Genomic DNA, 16,991 nt, shown 5'->3' on the forward strand with positions numbered 1-16,991 from the left:
GAACGAACGACAGCAACAACATTTCAGGAGGCCACGACCCCGGTCGTGGATAAAAATGACATACCGATTAAGACACCTTCTTGCCTATGCGCCACTCCCGGCTCTGTTTCTTTCAGCCACGATGCTGCACGCCCAAAACTCAACCGGTGCCATCAGCATCACCGTGTTCGACGCGGGCGGCGCGGCTGTGCCGAATGCTCAGGTAGTAGTCACAGGTACAGACACAGGCGTGCAACTACGTACGCTCACCACCAACGACCACGGCATCGCGGAAGTTCCACTAGTGCCGCCGGGTAACTACAACGTCAGCATCACGGCGTCGGGCTTCAAGACGTATCAGCAGCAAGCGGTCAACGTGCAGGTGGGCGCCACCGTCACGTTGCGCCCGGCACTGGAACTTGGTTCAGCCAGCGACGCCGTCACTGTGACCGCACAGGCGCCACTGATTGAAGACAAGTCGCAGACCGTACAGCAGGTCATTGAGAACAAAGAACTCACCGACATCCCTTTGAACGGCCGCAACTACATCCAGGCGGCGAACTTCATTCCCGGTGTAGTGCCGCAGAACTCAGGCCGTGATAACTCCTTCGTTGCTTATGGCAACGATGGTTTGCAGAACTCGTTCCTGCTCGATGGCGCACGCAACGTGAACTACATCCGCGGTCTGGATAACGGCCAACGAGACATGGTGCGACCGCCGCTCGATGCACTGCAGGAATTCACCGTGCAGACATCGAACTATTCTGCCGAATTCGGTGCAGGTGCAGGTGCAATTCTTAACGCCATCACCAAGAGCGGAAGTAACAAATGGCACGGATCTGCCTACGACTTCATCCGTAACAAGGTACTGGATGCCCGTCCGTACAATTTCACCACTACGCCTGTAAACAAGCAGCAATTGGTGCAGAACCAGTACGGCGGCAGCTTTGGCGGACACATCATCAGGGACAAGGTCTTCTTCTTTGGAGCGTATGAAGGCCGTCACACCAAGTCGTCTTCACAAAACAACGGGGCTGTACCCACAGCATTGGAACGCTCTGGTGACTTCTCGCAATCGAAGTACATCATCTACGATCCAACAACCACTCGGTTGGTGAATGGCTCGTATGTGCGTACGCCCTTTGCGGGTAACAAGATTCCGACAGCGCAGTTGAACTCCATGGGACAGCAGCTCGCCGCTCTGTATCCGTTGCCCAATGCCACCAGCGCAACGGATCCATACACCCACTACTACACGTCGTTTATTCCCAGTAAGACGGACGTTAAGAACGGTATTGGACGTGTGGACTACACCATCAGCAGCAAGGACAGCATCTTTGCACGCTACGGCGAAACGCTGAGCAATACATACACAGGTGTAGGTCTTCCCGGTGCGCAGGATCCTGGCAACAGTCGTGTGGACTCCAAAGGCCTTGGCGCTGGATATACACGCATCATCACGCAATCCTTGCTGAACGAACTACGATTCTCGTGGACCTCACTTGCAGATGATGGATTGGGCACGGTGGCACGCAAGGAATTCATCCCTGGTCTGCTGGATCCAAACCTTACGGAAGGCTGGCCCACGTTCGCTGTCACCAGCCTTGGCACCATTGGCTCTCAGGCAGTTGGAAACTCGCCACTGCACAAGACCTCAGGCGTATGGGACTGGGCAGATAACGTCTCCTGGTCGCACGGTAAGCACCTGACCAAGTTCGGTGGCGAAATGATGTGGATTCGTCCGAACACACAGGCTGCATCCAACGGGCGCGGCGGCCTTGGCTTCACGGGTGCATTTACCCAATCTCCAACAGCACGTTCCACGAGCGGCTACGGTGTGGCCGATCTGCTGCTGGGCTATGCCAACAGCGTCAACACAGGCACCATTCTGAAAAGCGAAGAGCGTGGCTGGTATTACGGCGGTTATGCCAATGACCAATGGACCATTTCACCTAACCTGACCATCAACTACGGCGCTCGTTATGAAATCTTCATGCCGTTCTACGATGTGAACAACGGCGAAGCGAACTTCATCACCGATCCGGATAGCCCGCTCTATCTGCAGTACATCAAGGCAGGCATCGATAAGCGTCTTCCCCGCGCGCTGGTTTATGCGGATAAGAACAATATTGCACCACGTGTCGGCTTTGCCTATCGGGTTCCCAATGTAAAAGACATGACGCTGCGTGGTTCGTTCGGCATGTTCTATTCACAGGATCAGGGTCTTGGTATCACCAGCCGCTTGTCCACCAATCCGCCTTACAACAACTACGGCGCCATCTCGCAGACCAGCGATCAGCTCAATACCAGCACGTCGTTCCAGCTGTCGCCAACGCAGTCTATTCCGCGCTCTCCGGCAGTTGATCCGGCAACCTTCACTCTTGATCCTGCCTATACCGGCACCATCACCAGCTGGGTAGAACACATGCAGTACGGCTATGTGTCGCAGTGGAGTTTGTCTGCTCAGAAGCAGCTTCCATGGGGCTTACTTGCGGAAGTGAATTACGTGGGCAACCATGGCGTTCACCTGTTGGGTCGCTCGAACCTGAATCAGCCCAAGGTGCTGAACAGCACGTCCGTCGCGTCGCGTCGTCCGTTCCTTGGCTACACTGCGGCCGCAACGCTCAACCAAATTGGCGATTGGAACGCCTCGCAGTATGAAGGTCTCTCCACCAAGGTGGAGAAGCGTTTCGCACAGGGTGTCCAGTTCCGTAACTCCATTACCTATGGTCGTACCTTCAGCTTGCTAAGCCAGGCATTGGACGTCAACGACAATTCAACCGCAGGCGACACGCTACAGGATGCGTACAACCACGCAATCAACTGGGGTCCAGCGGATTTCGACATCCCATTCCGCGAAGTGTTGACAGGCATGTTTGCCGCTCCTAGTGGCAGCCACGCCATCTTCAACAGCCGCATCGCATCGGCTGTCCTTGGTGGATGGGCTGCGTCTCCCGTGTGGGTGTGGCAGTCTGGTCAGCCGCTCACGCCAACGACCAGCTCTGACAACGCCAACTCCGGCGCCACGAACCGTCCGAACCAACTATGCTCCGCCGTTCATACGGCGCCCAACACCCGGCAGCAGTGGTTCAATACAAGTTGCTTTGGGACAAATGCGCTGTACACATACGGCAACGCAGGCAAGGGATCCATCCGGTCGCCAGGACAGAATCGTGTGGATCTGAGCCTGCAACGTAACTTCGGCATTCCCAAGTGGGAAGGCGCAAACCTGAACTTCCGTATTGAAGGGTTCAATGTTCTGAACCATCGCATGTGGGGCAGCCCAAATACCACGCTTGGAAACACGCTATTTGGCCAGATCACCAGCGCACAGGCTATGCGTACTGTGCAGATTGCAGGACGTATCACCTTCTAATCCATTTACCCCGAAGGGCACAGCCGCGTGCTGTGCCCTTTTCCTTTTGGACAACAGAGAGCAAAGCACAACACGAGAAGTACACTGTTGGCATGGCAGTTCGCGTTAATGGAGAGATCATCAGCGACGAGCGATTTCATCGCGAATTCGTCGAGATTTCCGGTGGCCGTACGCCGCAGCAGGTACAGGAACAAGCTCCTATGGAATACCACCGGATGCTGCAGACAGCGGAACGTAACACGCTTCGCGTGGTCCTTCTGCATCAGCTTGCAGTGTCAGAAGGGATAACTGCCACCGATGAAGAAGCGGGGGAGGAACGCCGCTCTACGTGGGGCAGTGCTGCGAATCAGTCCTGCGGTATTGGTATCACCGCAGATATGATGTCGCGCCTGATGGTGAAGAAAGCAGAGCAGTATCTAACGCGACATGTACAACGTCCTGACCGTCGCGAAGTGGAATCAGTCTATCGCAATAACTCTGCGGCGTTCACACTTCCAGAACGCTGGCTGGTTTCACATATTGTTCAGATCGCCGAGACAGAAGCGGAACGCGTGAGAGCAACCGATGTTTTGAAACAGGCTGAGAACGAACTCAAACGTGGAAAATCATTCGTTGCGGTTGCTGATCGTTACTCCGATTGCAAAGGCAATGGGGGGTCGCTCGGTTGGATCAGCCGCGGCATGATGGTCCCCGAATTTGAAGCGCAGGTCTTCGCACTGGAACAACGCAAACTCAGCGACATTTTTGAAACGACATTCGGGCTTCATCTGGCCATGCTGCATGATTGGAAACCCGCGGGCGTTCAGCCACTGGATGAAGTCAGAACTGACCTTGCCCGACATATTTTTGAAGAGCGCAAGCAGGTGTTGCTGAATCAGATCACAGAAGACCTGATGCGTCGTGCAGAAATCGAAATGTTGCCGGAACCCGAACGCAGCATCGCTGCTGGGGAGAGAGTGCAATGAAGAAGAATCCGTCTCCCTGCTGTGTTCCGAGCAAACAACACGGCGACCTGTGGCAGGGTTCGCAACAGGATTCATCCTCACGTATCCGCGCTATCAGCGGTAGTACAGATGAAATGATCCTCCTGCCCGGTGGACCATTCCTGATGGGTTCCGAGTCAGCAGACACTTTTCCGAATGATGGAGAAGGTCCGGTGCGGCAAGTGACGGTCGATTCTTTCTGGATGGATCAGTATGCTGTTCGCAATCGCGACTTCATGAAGTTTGTGCAGGACACACAGTACATCACCGAAGCAGAACGCATTGGATGGTCCTTTGTCTTTGCAGGTGATCTTCCAGAAGATTCTTCTGCAGTAGATGCACAATCGGTTCACGGAACAGAATGGTGGCGTGTCATCGAAGGCGCCACTTGGCTATATCCGGAGGGCCCTGGTTCAAATCTCGCCGACCGCACAGACCACCCGGTCGTACAGGTTTCATGGAATGACGCCGCAGCATACGCCACATGGGCGGGCAAACGCCTACCGACCGAAGCTGAATGGGAATTCGCTGCGCGCGGAGGACTGGAACAGCAGGCCTACCCTTGGGGTAACGAACTTACACCGGGCGGAAAACATCTGTGCAACATCTGGCAGGGAGTCTTCCCTGCTTCGAATACGGCAGAGGACGGCTACGCTTCGACCTGCCCTGTGGATGCATTTCCACCTAATGGATACGGGCTATTCGGCATCACGGGCAACACATGGGAGTGGATCGCAGACTGGTTTCACCCCACCTATCACCAGCTTGCAACTCGCCACAATCCAATCGGTCCGCCCCAAGGGACAGCGCGCGTGCTCAAGGGCGGTTCCTATCTGTGTCATCGTTCTTATTGCAATCGCTATCGCGTCGCAGCTCGCAGTTCTAACACGCCCGACAGCGCGACGACGAACATCGGCTTCCGTTGCGTTCGCGACGTAGCTTAGAAAGACTCCGCGATCAAAAGCAAATGCGCATGGAGAACACCTCCATGCGCATTTACGTTCCTTATTGGATCTATGTTCTTTCAGATGCCTCAGATGGTTTCAGACAGGCGCCCTTACTTTGCCTTTCCAATCCTGCGCAACACTGAGTTCTGCGGCGTCCACATCACTTGTATCCAGCCACTGCCGTTCTGTTGTGCCGTCGGCTGCAATACCGGAAGCAGCCATCGCTCGTACTGAACAAAGGCCTTGATGGTCCACTCTCTGCCAATGCCCGCCGTCACATTCCCGAAAACGTCCGAGACCGTACTCCCACCCGGGAGCATGTTTCCTCCCTTGGTTTGGCGGAAACCCCCACCAAAGGTGGTGTTCGCCGACTTCCAATACGTCACGCGACCTTCGATCGCCCTCGCATCACGACCAACCGCGTTCCCAAGCATGAAGCCTTTATTCGTGTTGCCATCTCTGTACTGATTGTTGGAAAAATTCCGAACTCGCCCTTCGTCCTCGCTTAACTCTTCAGAGCTGGCCATTTCTACCCGAAGATCCGTATGCGGAATCAAAGGTAAGCGAGAGAAATATATACCCGGACTCCACACCGCCCGCCTGGGCGCATTGAGCGGACTCACATCATCATCAGAGTAGGAATCGCTGTAAATGGTCACATATTTGCGCAGCCCCGGAACATGCAGCCGGAAATCAAACCCCGCCTTGCGGTCTCCTGGATCGGCACGATCTCCGTACGCGAAATTTGTCCCGGTAGAAGCATGGCTCGTGAGATTTCGCCAAAGGCTTCCGACTGTCATCGGGTGTCCCACCCCCCACAAGATCGACCATCGGGTGAAGCCTAGTTCAAGAGTGTCAAAGAAAGTGAACTCAGCTTTCTGTCCGTTGTAATAGGGCCGCGCAGGGAAATGATGGCCAGATAACTTTCCGAAATTAAGGTCGAAGCGATAGGTTACATGTCCATCAGTGAACGGGATGGAATGTGGACGTGTGGACAACAATCGCAGGTTGTAAGTGGGTTCCGCATTGATTGAAAACGACAGAGGCCCCATATTCGTGGGTCCCCAATAGATAACCTGCTTGCCAAAGGAAAGCTGTGTCCCGGCAAACCCCAGTCCGGCGTACAGCTCAATCGGACGCTGGCGCACACCTGCCGGAGTATTCGGGGTCACAGGAGCATAACCCGGAATTTTAGTAGTTTCATCCAGATAGTTAATCAGACTGGAAAGTTGTGGTGTCGTGCCTTGAATCGTTGGATACTGCTGCAACTCCTGCCGAGCATAAAAAAAGAACCGGCTACGGTTGGCGCGCACGGAATAGCCAAGAATCGCACTGTTACCACGACCAAGCGGCCTTCCATAATCGTTCCACCAGGTCTGTCCAAAATGGTAACCATCCGTCAGCGCTGGTCCAGCAATGGTTCCTTCACGGAAGTAGATCGATTCAACGGCTGCTTCCGGCGTATCCGAGGGCAGATTGAACTCCCGTAGAAGGTCCGAGAGCAGACGTTCGACTTCACCGTCCGCATGTCCTGCGACCTCGCCCTTTAAATAAAGGTCGCGCGCTTCAAGGAGTTGCCGCAGGCATTCCTTACGCGTCCACGGGCGTATCGTGACACTCTGTGAACCGATGAAGCCTAGGTTGGCAAGACGATCCAGGGCCGGATATACCCAACTATCCATGGGAACATTCACTGATCCAAAACGATCAGTTTTTGACGATTCCTCATCGGCCGAGGATGGAGTAACAGCGATCTTGCTGGTTTCCTGTCCCCAGGTGCGGACCATCGGTGTCATGATGAGGCCCAGACTGAAAAGCCCCGTGACTCGCCGCATCACTGTCTTTTTGGGAAGAAGTCCCGTTGCATTGCGCGTCTTATTTAAGCTCACGTTTTTCCCTGTGACGCCTATGCCAGCGCGCCGCCGACTGGTTTTTGAAAGGTTTATCCGCCGGCAAACGCACGTGAGGCACGGGGAAAGATCTTGGTAGGGTCGGAGGGTCGCCCTGGCTGTATTTTAGCGGTCATTCTGATTTCCAGGCGAAAAACATCGAACCTGGTGGGACAAACTGTCGTGTTCTGAACCTATGAAATCAGACATCTAGACATCCGACACACATCGTACGAAGATTTTCGTTGACAACTACGAAGACCTTCGGATATGTTCCTCCTCATGAAGATGACCAAGCAAGTTCCGAAGCCGACAGAGGGTGAGCTTGAGCTCCTGACCATACTTTGGGAGCGAGGCGACGCTACCGTTCGCGACGTATTTGAAACCGTGAATGAACGGCGTCCCGTGGTGTACACGGGAGTGCAAAAACTTATGCAGATCATGCTGGACAAAGGCCTGGTTGAGCGCGACGTCACGGAACGTGCGCACGTTTATCGAGCTGCCATCGCAAAGGAAGATACAGAGCGCCGTTTCATGCGCGAGTTAAGCGACAGGTTCTTCTCAGGTTCAGCAGCGCAGTTGGCACTGCGGGCGCTGGAGATGGAGCCCGCCAGCGAAGAAGATCTTCGCGAGATCCGCAGTCTCATTGCAAAGAAACTGTCTTGAAAGGAGCTAAGAGGTGAGCGCTTACCTTGGGGTACACACGGACGAAGTTGTTGCGCTGGGATGGACACTTCTGCACTTCTGCTGGCAGAGCGCAGTGATCGCAGTGCTCTATGTGCTGATCGATCGACTCACACGCAACGCCTCTGCATCGATTCGCTATGGCATCGCGGTAATTGCACTCGCACTCATGCCGCTTGCCGCGATCGCAACCTTTGTGGAGCAGGAACGGCTGGTGGTTCCGGCGCTGCACAGCGTGCAGTCGTCTACGCAGGCGGAGCAACAACTCCCGGTCGTCGCCTCGCGCCTGGGCGGTATGCACACTGCGATTCTGGATGAGTTGCCTGCTGCAGCCCCTGTTGTAAGCGGGAGTGAACTTTGGATCGCAGAAAATGCCGGATTGCTACTGCCGTGTATGGATGCCGTATGGCTTCTGGGTGTGGTCTTGCTGGCAGTGCGCGCCGCCGGCGGATGGTGGCAGCTACGCGGACTGAAGTTGCGAGCCAGCACCGCCGTACCAGCCGACGTCCAAGTTGCATTTGAACGATTGAAGCGCAGGTATGAATTGAGCCGTGGTGTCCTACTGCGCATGTCTGACGAGGTGATTTCGCCGATGGTGTTTGGCGCGTGGCGCACCGTGGTTCTTGTACCACTGAGTGCCGTTGCGCAGTTGACACCCGAGCAGATGGAGGCCGTACTCGCGCACGAGCTCGCCCATGTACGGCGGTGGGATTACCTCGTCAACCTGATGCAAACAGTGACGGAGTGCCTTTTCTTCTTCCATCCGGCCGTGTGGTGGATCAGCCACCGTGTCAGAGATTTTCGAGAAGTGTGTTGTGACGAGGCTGCAGCGCAAACGTGCGCGGATCCTGCAATCTATGCAGCAGCGCTACTGCAGATGGAGGAACAACGCTTTCAGCCACGACTGGCAATGGCATTGAACGGCAATGGTGGGACGCTTTTGCAACGAGTACGGCGAGTTATGGGAGAGAAAGCAATGGAGCAAAGACAGATGAGCGGAATCCGAATGATGACGGCAGGGCTGGCGTTGGTGGGACTGTATGCAGTTCCGCACGTAGCGCACAGCATGAAGATGGAAATAAAGCCAAAAGCTGCGGTTGCACCGATAGCAGAAGTTGCTCCACGCGTGGCTGCACAATCAACACCGGAAGTTTCTATCGCGGTAAAACCGAGGGTCGACGTTGAAACAGTTCAATCGACGAACATAGACATTGCAGATGCAAATCCCGAGCCAAATCCTGCACCTGCTCCACGTGCAGTCAATCAGAACTCTTCGCAAGAAGTGAAGCAGAACGGCATGCAATATCTCGACGGTATGAAGGCAGCTGGCTATCCGCTGGATCTCAACAACGATCTCGATGAGATCATCCGCCTTCGCTCCGTTGGTGTAACGCCCGAATATGCAGGCGCGATGGCACAAGCGGGCATGGGCAAACCCACGCTGAAAGAACTGACCACGCTGAAGGCTGTCGGTGTGACACCTGACTATGTAAAGTCGCTGAAGGCTTCATCTTCTGCGCCGGCAAACTTTCACGATGTGATCTCGTTCAAGACGCTCGGTGTAACGCCAGAGTATGCGCAGCAGATGGAGTCATTGGGGCTCGGCAAGCCTACTATGCATGACTTAACCAGCATGAAGGCCGTGGGCGTCACTCCCGAATATGCTGCCGGATTGAAGAGCTCGGGCTTCGCACCGAAAGACTTCCATGAACTGGTAAGTATGCGGGCAGTAGGCGTTACACCGGAATATGCAAGTGCCATGGCAGCTGCAGGCTTCTCCGCAAACTCCGCACATGACCTGGTCAGCATGAAAGCACAGGGCATGACGCCGGAGTATGCGAAGTGGCTGAAAGCCAACTTCCCGAACGCAGACTTGCACGCCATGCGCCAGGCAATCACCTTCCACATTGACGACAAATTCGTCGCCGATGCCAAGGCGCACGGTTTTAACGGGACCGATCTGGATAAGCTGACGAAGCTGAAGATGTCGGGCTTGCTGAACTAAACGTTCAGCAGCACCGGGCAAACACCTAAACATTGCAAACGGTTTGTCGTTGCGGCGTATTCGCCGCAACGGCGGAGCCACGCCTTTTTCCGGCGTGCATGACAAAGCACGCTTTAAACCAAGGAGACAACCTGATGAAACGTACATGGATCGCGTTGGTAATGATCGCCGCTTCTGCACCGTGCATGGCGCAAACCATGTCGGGAGTCTGCATGATCTCAGAAGGTCAGCACAAAGATGGAACGCCAGTAGCCAGAGTCATGCTGTCGGAAAACAATTGCGCAACCGATGGTCGCAACTGCATGGAGATGTCGAATACATCCACCGAGTGGCGCCAATGGACTGGCGTTTCGCCAGAGATACTGCATCACGAAAGCTCAACTATCGACGCGAAGCTCAATGGTGACGCAGGCTCACTTACATGTAACGGCATCGTGCATGACGGCATTCTTTCAGGCCGTTTCAGCTTCGATGCTAATCCGACATTCGTTACGAACATGGCTGCGCTTGGCTTTGACGGCATTGTGCCGCGCAAGCAGTTGAGCATGCTCATGCTGGACATTACACCCGCCTGGGCGAAACAGATGCAATCGCTCGGCATCACAGAACTCAACACAAACCGCCTGCAGGGACTGCGTGCTTTGCATGTCGATGCGGACTACGTACACGCAATGGCTGCGGCTGGTTATCCGGAATTGCGTGCAGGAAAACTGACAGAGATGAAGGCCGTTGGAGTCACACCAGAAAAGGTGCAAGAAGCAAAGTCACTCGGCTTTCAGCCCTCTGAACAAGACCTGATTCAGATGGCTGTCTTCAAAATCGATCGCCCTTTCGTGGAGCGCATGCGCGCTCGCGGGCTGAATGACCTCACTCTAAAGAAGCTGATTCAGATCAAGATCTTCAAGCTGGATAACTAAACCCGAAAACACTGGAAGGAGCACACCAATGGCACACAAGATACTGCTTGCCGTGCTTCTAAGTCAGGGAGCTTGCTCGCTGGCTATAGCAGCGCCGATGAATTCTGTAACACCCACAGTGAGACCCACCGACCTTACAGCGAAATCGGGGCAAAAGAGCATTCAGAATATTCAAGGGCTGCATTTGATGATTCGCGGTGGAACGGCTCAATGGGCCTTCCAATTCACGTGTATAGATGCTCACTGTGAGTTTCGTCACACGCACGCGTCCCATCATACGCAAGAGCCAGAACACATCGACTTGTCCGTGCGCCTGACATGCTCACCAGCATGTACCGGCCATCAGGGTTCACCACTACAATCGGCTTCTGTCCCTGGAGAAAGCATCCGCGGCCATTGACTCCTCTACGCGAAAGCTAGCCTCAATGAAATTGCTCTGTCGGCGTCACAAACCTATGTCCAAAGTAATTCTCCGTAAGCAAATACAATTGCACACCTTCCAAGACCAGATGATGCGAAACCGGTAGCTTCCTCACAAGTACAGACTACAGAGAGAGCGCATAAAGAAGTTGTAAGAACTGGCTTAGCACGATTTCAAACGAGATCAAAACCGCAGATCTTTTACGAACATCACGCACAATCTTTATGGGTTCCTGATGGGTCGCCACATAGCATCGCCAATGGTGCATGCAGGTAGAGCAAGTGCGCGCACCAGGATGGAGAACCATGATTTCGTTTCGTACCAAAGGCTGCATTTTATTAACCGGCCTTCTTCTCGCCAGCGCAGCCACACTTCATGCACAGACTTCGGACACCACACCATCGGACGCTCCCCTACAAAGCAGCGATCTGACGCAGGGTAATTTCTTTCAGCGGCTTGGTCACTTCTATCTTCATGACTGGAACGGAACTCTGCCATCTACGCCTACGCCGCAGCGGCGTGCATTGGACCCACCACTCGATTCGCCGCCGTATCCCAGCAGCGATTGGGGCTATGGAGGATCTAGTCCCATCGGAGTTCCCGATGGCAATACATATCCGCTGATGTCGGCACTCAAATTACAGAACAGCAGAACAAAGATTTACGGATGGGTTGCACCGAGTTTCAACTACAGCACCTCCGACAAGAACAACTTCCCTGTCTCTTACGACGTATTCCCCAACAGCGTCGTTCTGAATCAAGCCGTCATATACATCGAACGGCTTCTAGACACGGTGCAGAACAGGCATTTCGACTGGGGATACCACATCACTGGATTTTTTGGGAACGACTATCGCTTCACAACGGCAAAGGATTATCTCAGTCAACAACTTCTGCAGAAGAACCGTCGCTACGGATTCGACCCAGTCCTTGAATATGCTGACCTCTACTTCCCCGTGAAAGAAGGTCTGAATATCCGCATCGGTCGTTTTCTTTCTGTACCCGGTATCGAAGCGCAGTTGGCACCCAACAACTACAACATGACCCATTCGCTGCTATACACAATCGATCCATTTACCGACACTGGAATCATTGGCTCTCTGAAGCTGTCAAAGCAGTGGATGGTTCAGCTTGGCCTGTCCGCAGGGCATGACGTTGCGCCTTGGTCAGACGATCGCAAACCCTCAGCCATTGCGTGCGTCAACTACTCGACAGCTTCGAATCGCAATAACTTCTATGCCTGCGCGAATGGCATCAACGATGGCAAATACGCGTACAACAACCTGCAGCACTATGACGCCACTTGGTATCACAAGTTCGATGCGAAGTGGCATATGGCAACAGAGGCCTGGTACATGTACGAACGCGAAGTTCCAAACGTCGCCGAGAACGTGGCTAATCCTGTGCCAATAGAAACAGGCGCCAATGGTGCGTATTGTGCTCCGGGACAGGTCCGTTGCACGGCACCCGAGTACGCGATCGTCAACTACATCAATCGCGAGGTCAATCCTCACCTTACTGTCGGTTTCAGGTCTGATCTGTTGAATGACAAGAAAGGACAGCGCACCGGCATCGCGACCAAATACACCGAAAACACGCTTTACGCGACAAAGTACTTTGGGACGACGGTCATGTTGCGACCCGAGATTCGCTTCGATCATTCGTGGGATCGACCGGGCTACAACAATGGCACCGCAAGAAACCAGTTCTTTGTCGGTGCCGATCTGATCTATAAGTTTTAGTTGGTTTCCTATGTACCGAAGAAGAGAACGGCCGCTGGTAGAAACCAGCGGCCATTCTCTAGGTAAACGAAGTTAAAATCTACGGGCAATTCGCCTTGCGCACTCAATTGCCGGCATTATCTTTTGGCTTAATGCTTCAAAAGGAACATGCCCCAGCTCACTACGATCGCGGCAACCACAAATCCGCCGAAGCAAAGTGCTCCGAACCGGATCATGTTCTTGGGTTCCGTACGCTGGGTGATTCCAAACACAATGGAAGCAAAGAAGGCATAGACGACAAGGGCTGCGAAGTGCGACATTACAGGCTCTCCTTGCGGCCGTTGGCCAACGACTGCGCATCCACCGCGGCCATTACGTTCAGCAGTCCGGCTACCACGGCAAACTTGCTGCCGTAGTCGGAAACCGTGTCCGTCAACGCCTGGCCACCAAGACTGCCCGCGTGGGCGATCACGTACAGCAGCGGCGAACCCATCTGCCCCACGAAGCCCAGAAGATCCAGCACGTCGCCGTTGGTTGCAGAGTAGACCTTGCCGTGCATCATCATGCCCAGGAAGAACATGCTGACGATGGAAACGAACAACAGCGCCGCACGGATGGGCTTCTTCACAAGCACATGTCCAAGCCCCGGCACTAACCATCCAGCCAGCAACACCAGCGTAGGAGACACTGCACTCTGCCGTACCGGCACACTCGTTGTTTGGGTCACAGCCATTCGTTGTCGATCATATCAGTTAGATTCGAACCAGTTCCCGCTGAATCTTCCCGGTAACAACGGCGCTTCCCGGCTTCGTCATCATGTCAATCTCGCTTCGCACCCCAAAGCACTCGGGGCCGGGCGGGAGATAGATCCCCGGTTCCACGGAAAAACAGGTCATCGGCAGGATCAGGCGCTCGTCATGCGTCTCAAAGTTATCCAGGTGCGCGCCGGCGCCGTGAAGCTCCGTGCCGATATTGTGCCCGGTGCGATGCGTAAACCACTGACCAAACCCGGCGTTGACGATCACTTGGCGAGCCGCGGCATCCGGTTCCCAACCCGCAATCGGCTTCCCTGCTGCAAACCGCTGTTCTACGAGTCGAATCGCCGCATCACGAGCGTCCACAACGGTGCGGAAGACGCGTCCTTCCAACTCCGTGGGATCGCGGTCCACAACACCGGTCCACGTGATGTCGTACCAGACCGCCGAAAGATCATCCTTCAGCTTGCCCCAGATGTCGATGAGCACAAACGAGCCGCGCTCAATCCGCGACGACTTCCCTGCTACCGGCTCGTAATGCGAGTCCGCTGCATTCGGTCCGACGCTGACGTTTGGCCCGTGTTCCCACACCAGGCCCTCCTTCGCCAACTCAGCCTGCAGCCACTCCACCATGGCGAACTCGTCCGTCCCTGTACCGCGTACGCGTGAGCCCATCTCACGCCAGCCATCTTCCAAGATGCGATCGATCTTTCGCTGTGCGATGTAGTGCGTCTCTACCTGGTGCTCCGTCAGAACCGCCTCAAATCGGCTAACGAGATTCGCCGAGGAAACAATCTCCTTGCCCATACCGTTGAGCACTTCGATGGTGCCCGCATCCACCATCGCCACATACATCACGGCGTTACGAGGCGAATACTGCATGGCAATACGCGTCGCGCCCTTGAGCATTTGCTCCAGCGCCGACTCCATCTCCTGCCACGTGGAGTACAGCACACGTTCGCCCTGCAGCGTGTCCAGCTTGCCCGCCTCAATCCGATGGTTCAGTTTGCGTGGCTCACCCTTCGCAGGAATGAAATAGAACCAACGACGCGTGACGTGCATGGATGGGTCAAGCCCAAGGATGCGATATGCCAACGGATCGCGCACATGGTGGTCATAGAACAACCACCCATCCACGCCCGCCTGCTTGAGAGCCTCCTGTACCTTCACAACGTCCATCACACCACCTCGCAATTCATGCTACGCGCAAAAGCAAAAACGCAGCCCCCACTGAGGGTGCTGCGTTCGTTCGCGTTAGTTACTTCATAAAGGTGACGGGAACCCACACGTCCGTGGTCTCCCACTTCACATGCATCTCCGTACCTTTCGCAGTCGTGTTCCCGAATTCGATGGACATCATCTCCTGCGGCGAAGCCAACGATGCCTTCGTCATGGGCACTTTGCCAAGGTCATCGGCCTCGAAGCGATCTGTTCCCCACTGTCCAAGATGCTTGCAAAACACCAACTGCCATTCGCCTTCAGACGGCAGCGTAACCAGCGTATATTTGCCTGCAGGAACATGCAATGAACCCACCATCAGATCGGTATTCGTTTCGAAAAGCGTGGCCTCATTTGCACCCGTACGCCACCAGGTGGTGTACGGCACCACTTCGCCCATGATCTTTCGTCCGCGCATGCTGGGTGCACCGTAATCCACCTTCACAGTGGCGCCATTGATGCTGGCCTCCGCCTGCTTCCGTGGGCTCGCCAATGGAGCGCCCGGCTTCTGGGGAGCCATTTCCATCCCACCCTGCGCGATTGCCGAAAGGCTCAAGCCACAACACAGCAGTGCAGCGGCAACGACCAGCTTCTTGATCTTCATGACGAACTCCTTTTGCGCCTCACACGTTATACGAAACGAAGTATCGGAAGACAGCAGACATTACGCTATTTTTCAGACTTTTCCTTCGCCACTTCTGCTTCAAAGGCGGCCTTCTTCTCGTTTACGGCTTGGTGGTAACCAGCGGGATCAATCCAGACTGCATCGCCTTGCTGCGGCCAGCGCGCCATCTTCCCCAAGAGATCGAAATACACACCGTGCGCACCAAGAAATATGTCCACGGGAAGTGCGTTCAACGTTGCAAATGTTTTCTGAAAATCCTGCTCAATACCCGGATACGATGCCGGCTTGCCCGGCGAGGAAACCAGTCGTACAGCAGGGTTCCATGACATGCCGCCCACGATCACCACGTGTAGCGTACGTCCTTTCTCCTGCGTCTCCATCGTCCATGTAGTGCACCCCTGCGTATGACCCGCCGTCTTGCGTGCAACGATGGTGGTGCCGCCCAACTGCACCTTGTCCATGTCATGCAATACACGATCGACATGTACCGGTGGAAAATGATCCAGCGTGTGGTCATAGTCTGATGCGCCGCCATCTTCCATCACCTTCACATCGCCATCCATCACCATCAACTTCGCGCCTGTCTCCTTCATCACCTCCGCGGAACCAGCGGCATGATCGTAATGTGACTGGCTGCTAAGAAGAATCTTCGTATCACTCCACTTGAAGCCAAGCTTTTCAACACTGGCACGTATCTGCGGAGGCGACGTCACAAGATTCGCATTGATTAGGATGTTGCCCTTTGGCGTCGTGATCAGGTAAGCCGCAAGATCGCGAGACCCGACGTAGTACAGATTGCCCGAAATTCGAAACGGCGCAGTGGGCGCAACCCAGTCGGCTTTGTTCTGAGCCATTGCAGGCAGTTGCAGTATGGTTGCCACCAGTAGGGAACAGAGAACACGGAAAGTCATGCGCCAAGATTAACGGCGACTGACATATCTGCACAAAACAAAATGGTCACGCCCCAGCAACATGATGCTGGAATTGCTGAAGAAGTTGAGTGACCATGGAAGGCCACGGAAGGTCTTGCTGGGCTGTAAGTGTCTCCACCCATACCAAGCTCCGTTCGCCCTGCCCGCGCGAGGGATCATAGATATTCAGACGTGCCACCGCTACATCTCCCGGGCCAAAGTCAATACGTCCGCTGCGGTCAATCCATGCCAGTTCAAAGACGAGGTCTGGGCGTTGCTCCGGTGCTACAAGCTTTTTGCCGAGATCTGCCACCAGTTTCGTCATCTGCCTACGTCCGAAAGAGTCCATGCGGCCCGTGTCTACGCGGACAGTCTTTGATACCGCAAGCAGGTGTTGAAATGCATCGCCTTTGCACTGGTAGTAATCCGTCTTCTCAAGTGTGCAACCAGGCCCTGGCGCTTTCTGCGCACACAGGGGCAGCACGGTAAAAGCAAACAGCATGGCGATAAGCAGACGGCAACAACGCATCCTTGTCCTCACTCAACAATTAGATGCGCTT

14 protein-coding genes are annotated in these 16,991 nt (G+C 54.7%); 7 read left to right on the forward strand and 7 right to left on the reverse strand.

Annotation, left to right across the window (positions count from 1 at the left end; genetic code table 11):
- The first annotated feature begins 55 nt into the window (after positions 1-55).
- The 3 genes from M504_RS06135 (at position 56) to M504_RS06145 (ending at position 5,282) form a co-directional block, all read left to right on the forward strand.
- On the forward strand, positions 56-3,355 hold the full coding sequence (locus tag M504_RS06135) for a TonB-dependent receptor (protein ID WP_047489110.1): 3,300 nt from the start codon (positions 56-58) through the stop codon (positions 3,353-3,355).
- A gap of 92 nt (positions 3,356-3,447) precedes the next feature.
- Positions 3,448-4,320: a peptidylprolyl isomerase gene (locus tag M504_RS21115; protein ID WP_084214393.1), complete on the forward strand. Its 873-nt coding sequence runs from the start codon at positions 3,448-3,450 to the stop codon at positions 4,318-4,320.
- Entirely contained in the window at positions 4,317-5,282 is a 966-nt protein-coding gene (locus M504_RS06145; RefSeq protein WP_047489113.1) for a formylglycine-generating enzyme family protein, read from the forward strand. Before M504_RS21115 ends, M504_RS06145 begins: the two co-directional genes overlap by 4 nt.
- Before the next feature lie 113 nt (positions 5,283-5,395).
- Here M504_RS06145 and M504_RS06150 read toward each other — a convergent pair whose 3' ends face one another.
- Positions 5,396-7,174 (reverse strand): capsule assembly Wzi family protein, encoded by a 1,779-nt coding sequence (locus tag M504_RS06150; RefSeq protein WP_232296176.1) that lies wholly within the window; start codon positions 7,172-7,174, stop codon positions 5,396-5,398.
- Between the two features lie 282 nt (positions 7,175-7,456).
- Here M504_RS06150 and M504_RS06155 point away from each other — a divergent pair, with 282 nt between their 5' ends.
- From M504_RS06155 to M504_RS06170, 4 genes are all read left to right on the forward strand, one after another.
- Positions 7,457-7,840 (forward strand): BlaI/MecI/CopY family transcriptional regulator, encoded by a 384-nt coding sequence (locus M504_RS06155; protein ID WP_052200808.1) that lies wholly within the window; start codon positions 7,457-7,459, stop codon positions 7,838-7,840.
- Between the two features lie 13 nt (positions 7,841-7,853).
- Complete coding sequence (locus M504_RS06160; RefSeq protein WP_047489118.1) at positions 7,854-9,863, forward strand: M56 family metallopeptidase; 2,010 nt, start codon at positions 7,854-7,856, stop codon at positions 9,861-9,863.
- Between the two features lie 134 nt (positions 9,864-9,997).
- Positions 9,998-10,780 (forward strand): hypothetical protein, encoded by a 783-nt coding sequence (locus M504_RS06165; protein WP_047489121.1) that lies wholly within the window; start codon positions 9,998-10,000, stop codon positions 10,778-10,780.
- Between the two features lie 726 nt (positions 10,781-11,506).
- A complete protein-coding gene (locus M504_RS06170) occupies positions 11,507-12,943 on the forward strand; it encodes an outer membrane beta-barrel protein (protein WP_084214155.1) in 1,437 nt (478 codons plus the stop codon).
- A gap of 128 nt (positions 12,944-13,071) precedes the next feature.
- On the opposite strand, the gene M504_RS22270 is transcribed toward M504_RS06170, so the two are convergent.
- From M504_RS22270 to M504_RS06195, 6 genes are all read right to left on the reverse strand, one after another.
- Positions 13,072-13,242: a hypothetical protein gene (locus tag M504_RS22270; protein ID WP_198137541.1), complete on the reverse strand. Its 171-nt coding sequence runs from the start codon at positions 13,240-13,242 to the stop codon at positions 13,072-13,074.
- Positions 13,242-13,655, reverse strand: a complete 414-nt coding sequence (locus M504_RS06175; protein ID WP_047489125.1) for a DUF6677 family protein — start codon at positions 13,653-13,655, stop codon at positions 13,242-13,244. The genes M504_RS22270 and M504_RS06175 overlap by 1 nt, the downstream gene beginning before the upstream one ends.
- 19 nt (positions 13,656-13,674) lie before the next feature.
- A complete protein-coding gene (locus M504_RS06180; RefSeq protein WP_047489128.1) occupies positions 13,675-14,856 on the reverse strand; it encodes a Xaa-Pro peptidase family protein in 1,182 nt (393 codons plus the stop codon).
- 79 nt (positions 14,857-14,935) lie between these two features.
- Complete coding sequence (locus M504_RS06185) at positions 14,936-15,499, reverse strand: DUF2911 domain-containing protein (protein WP_047489131.1); 564 nt, start codon at positions 15,497-15,499, stop codon at positions 14,936-14,938.
- A gap of 65 nt (positions 15,500-15,564) precedes the next feature.
- Positions 15,565-16,374, reverse strand: coding sequence for a subclass B3 metallo-beta-lactamase (gene bla, locus M504_RS06190; RefSeq protein ID WP_232296177.1), 810 nt, complete (start codon positions 16,372-16,374; stop codon positions 15,565-15,567).
- A 103-nt stretch (positions 16,375-16,477) separates the two neighbouring features.
- A complete protein-coding gene (locus M504_RS06195) occupies positions 16,478-16,960 on the reverse strand; it encodes a hypothetical protein (RefSeq protein ID WP_047489137.1) in 483 nt (160 codons plus the stop codon).
- Positions 16,961-16,991: the final 31 nt, after the last annotated feature.

Origin of the sequence: Terriglobus sp. TAA 43 (assembly GCF_000800015.1) — a bacterium.
Taxonomy (GTDB): domain Bacteria; phylum Acidobacteriota; class Terriglobia; order Terriglobales; family Acidobacteriaceae; genus Terriglobus.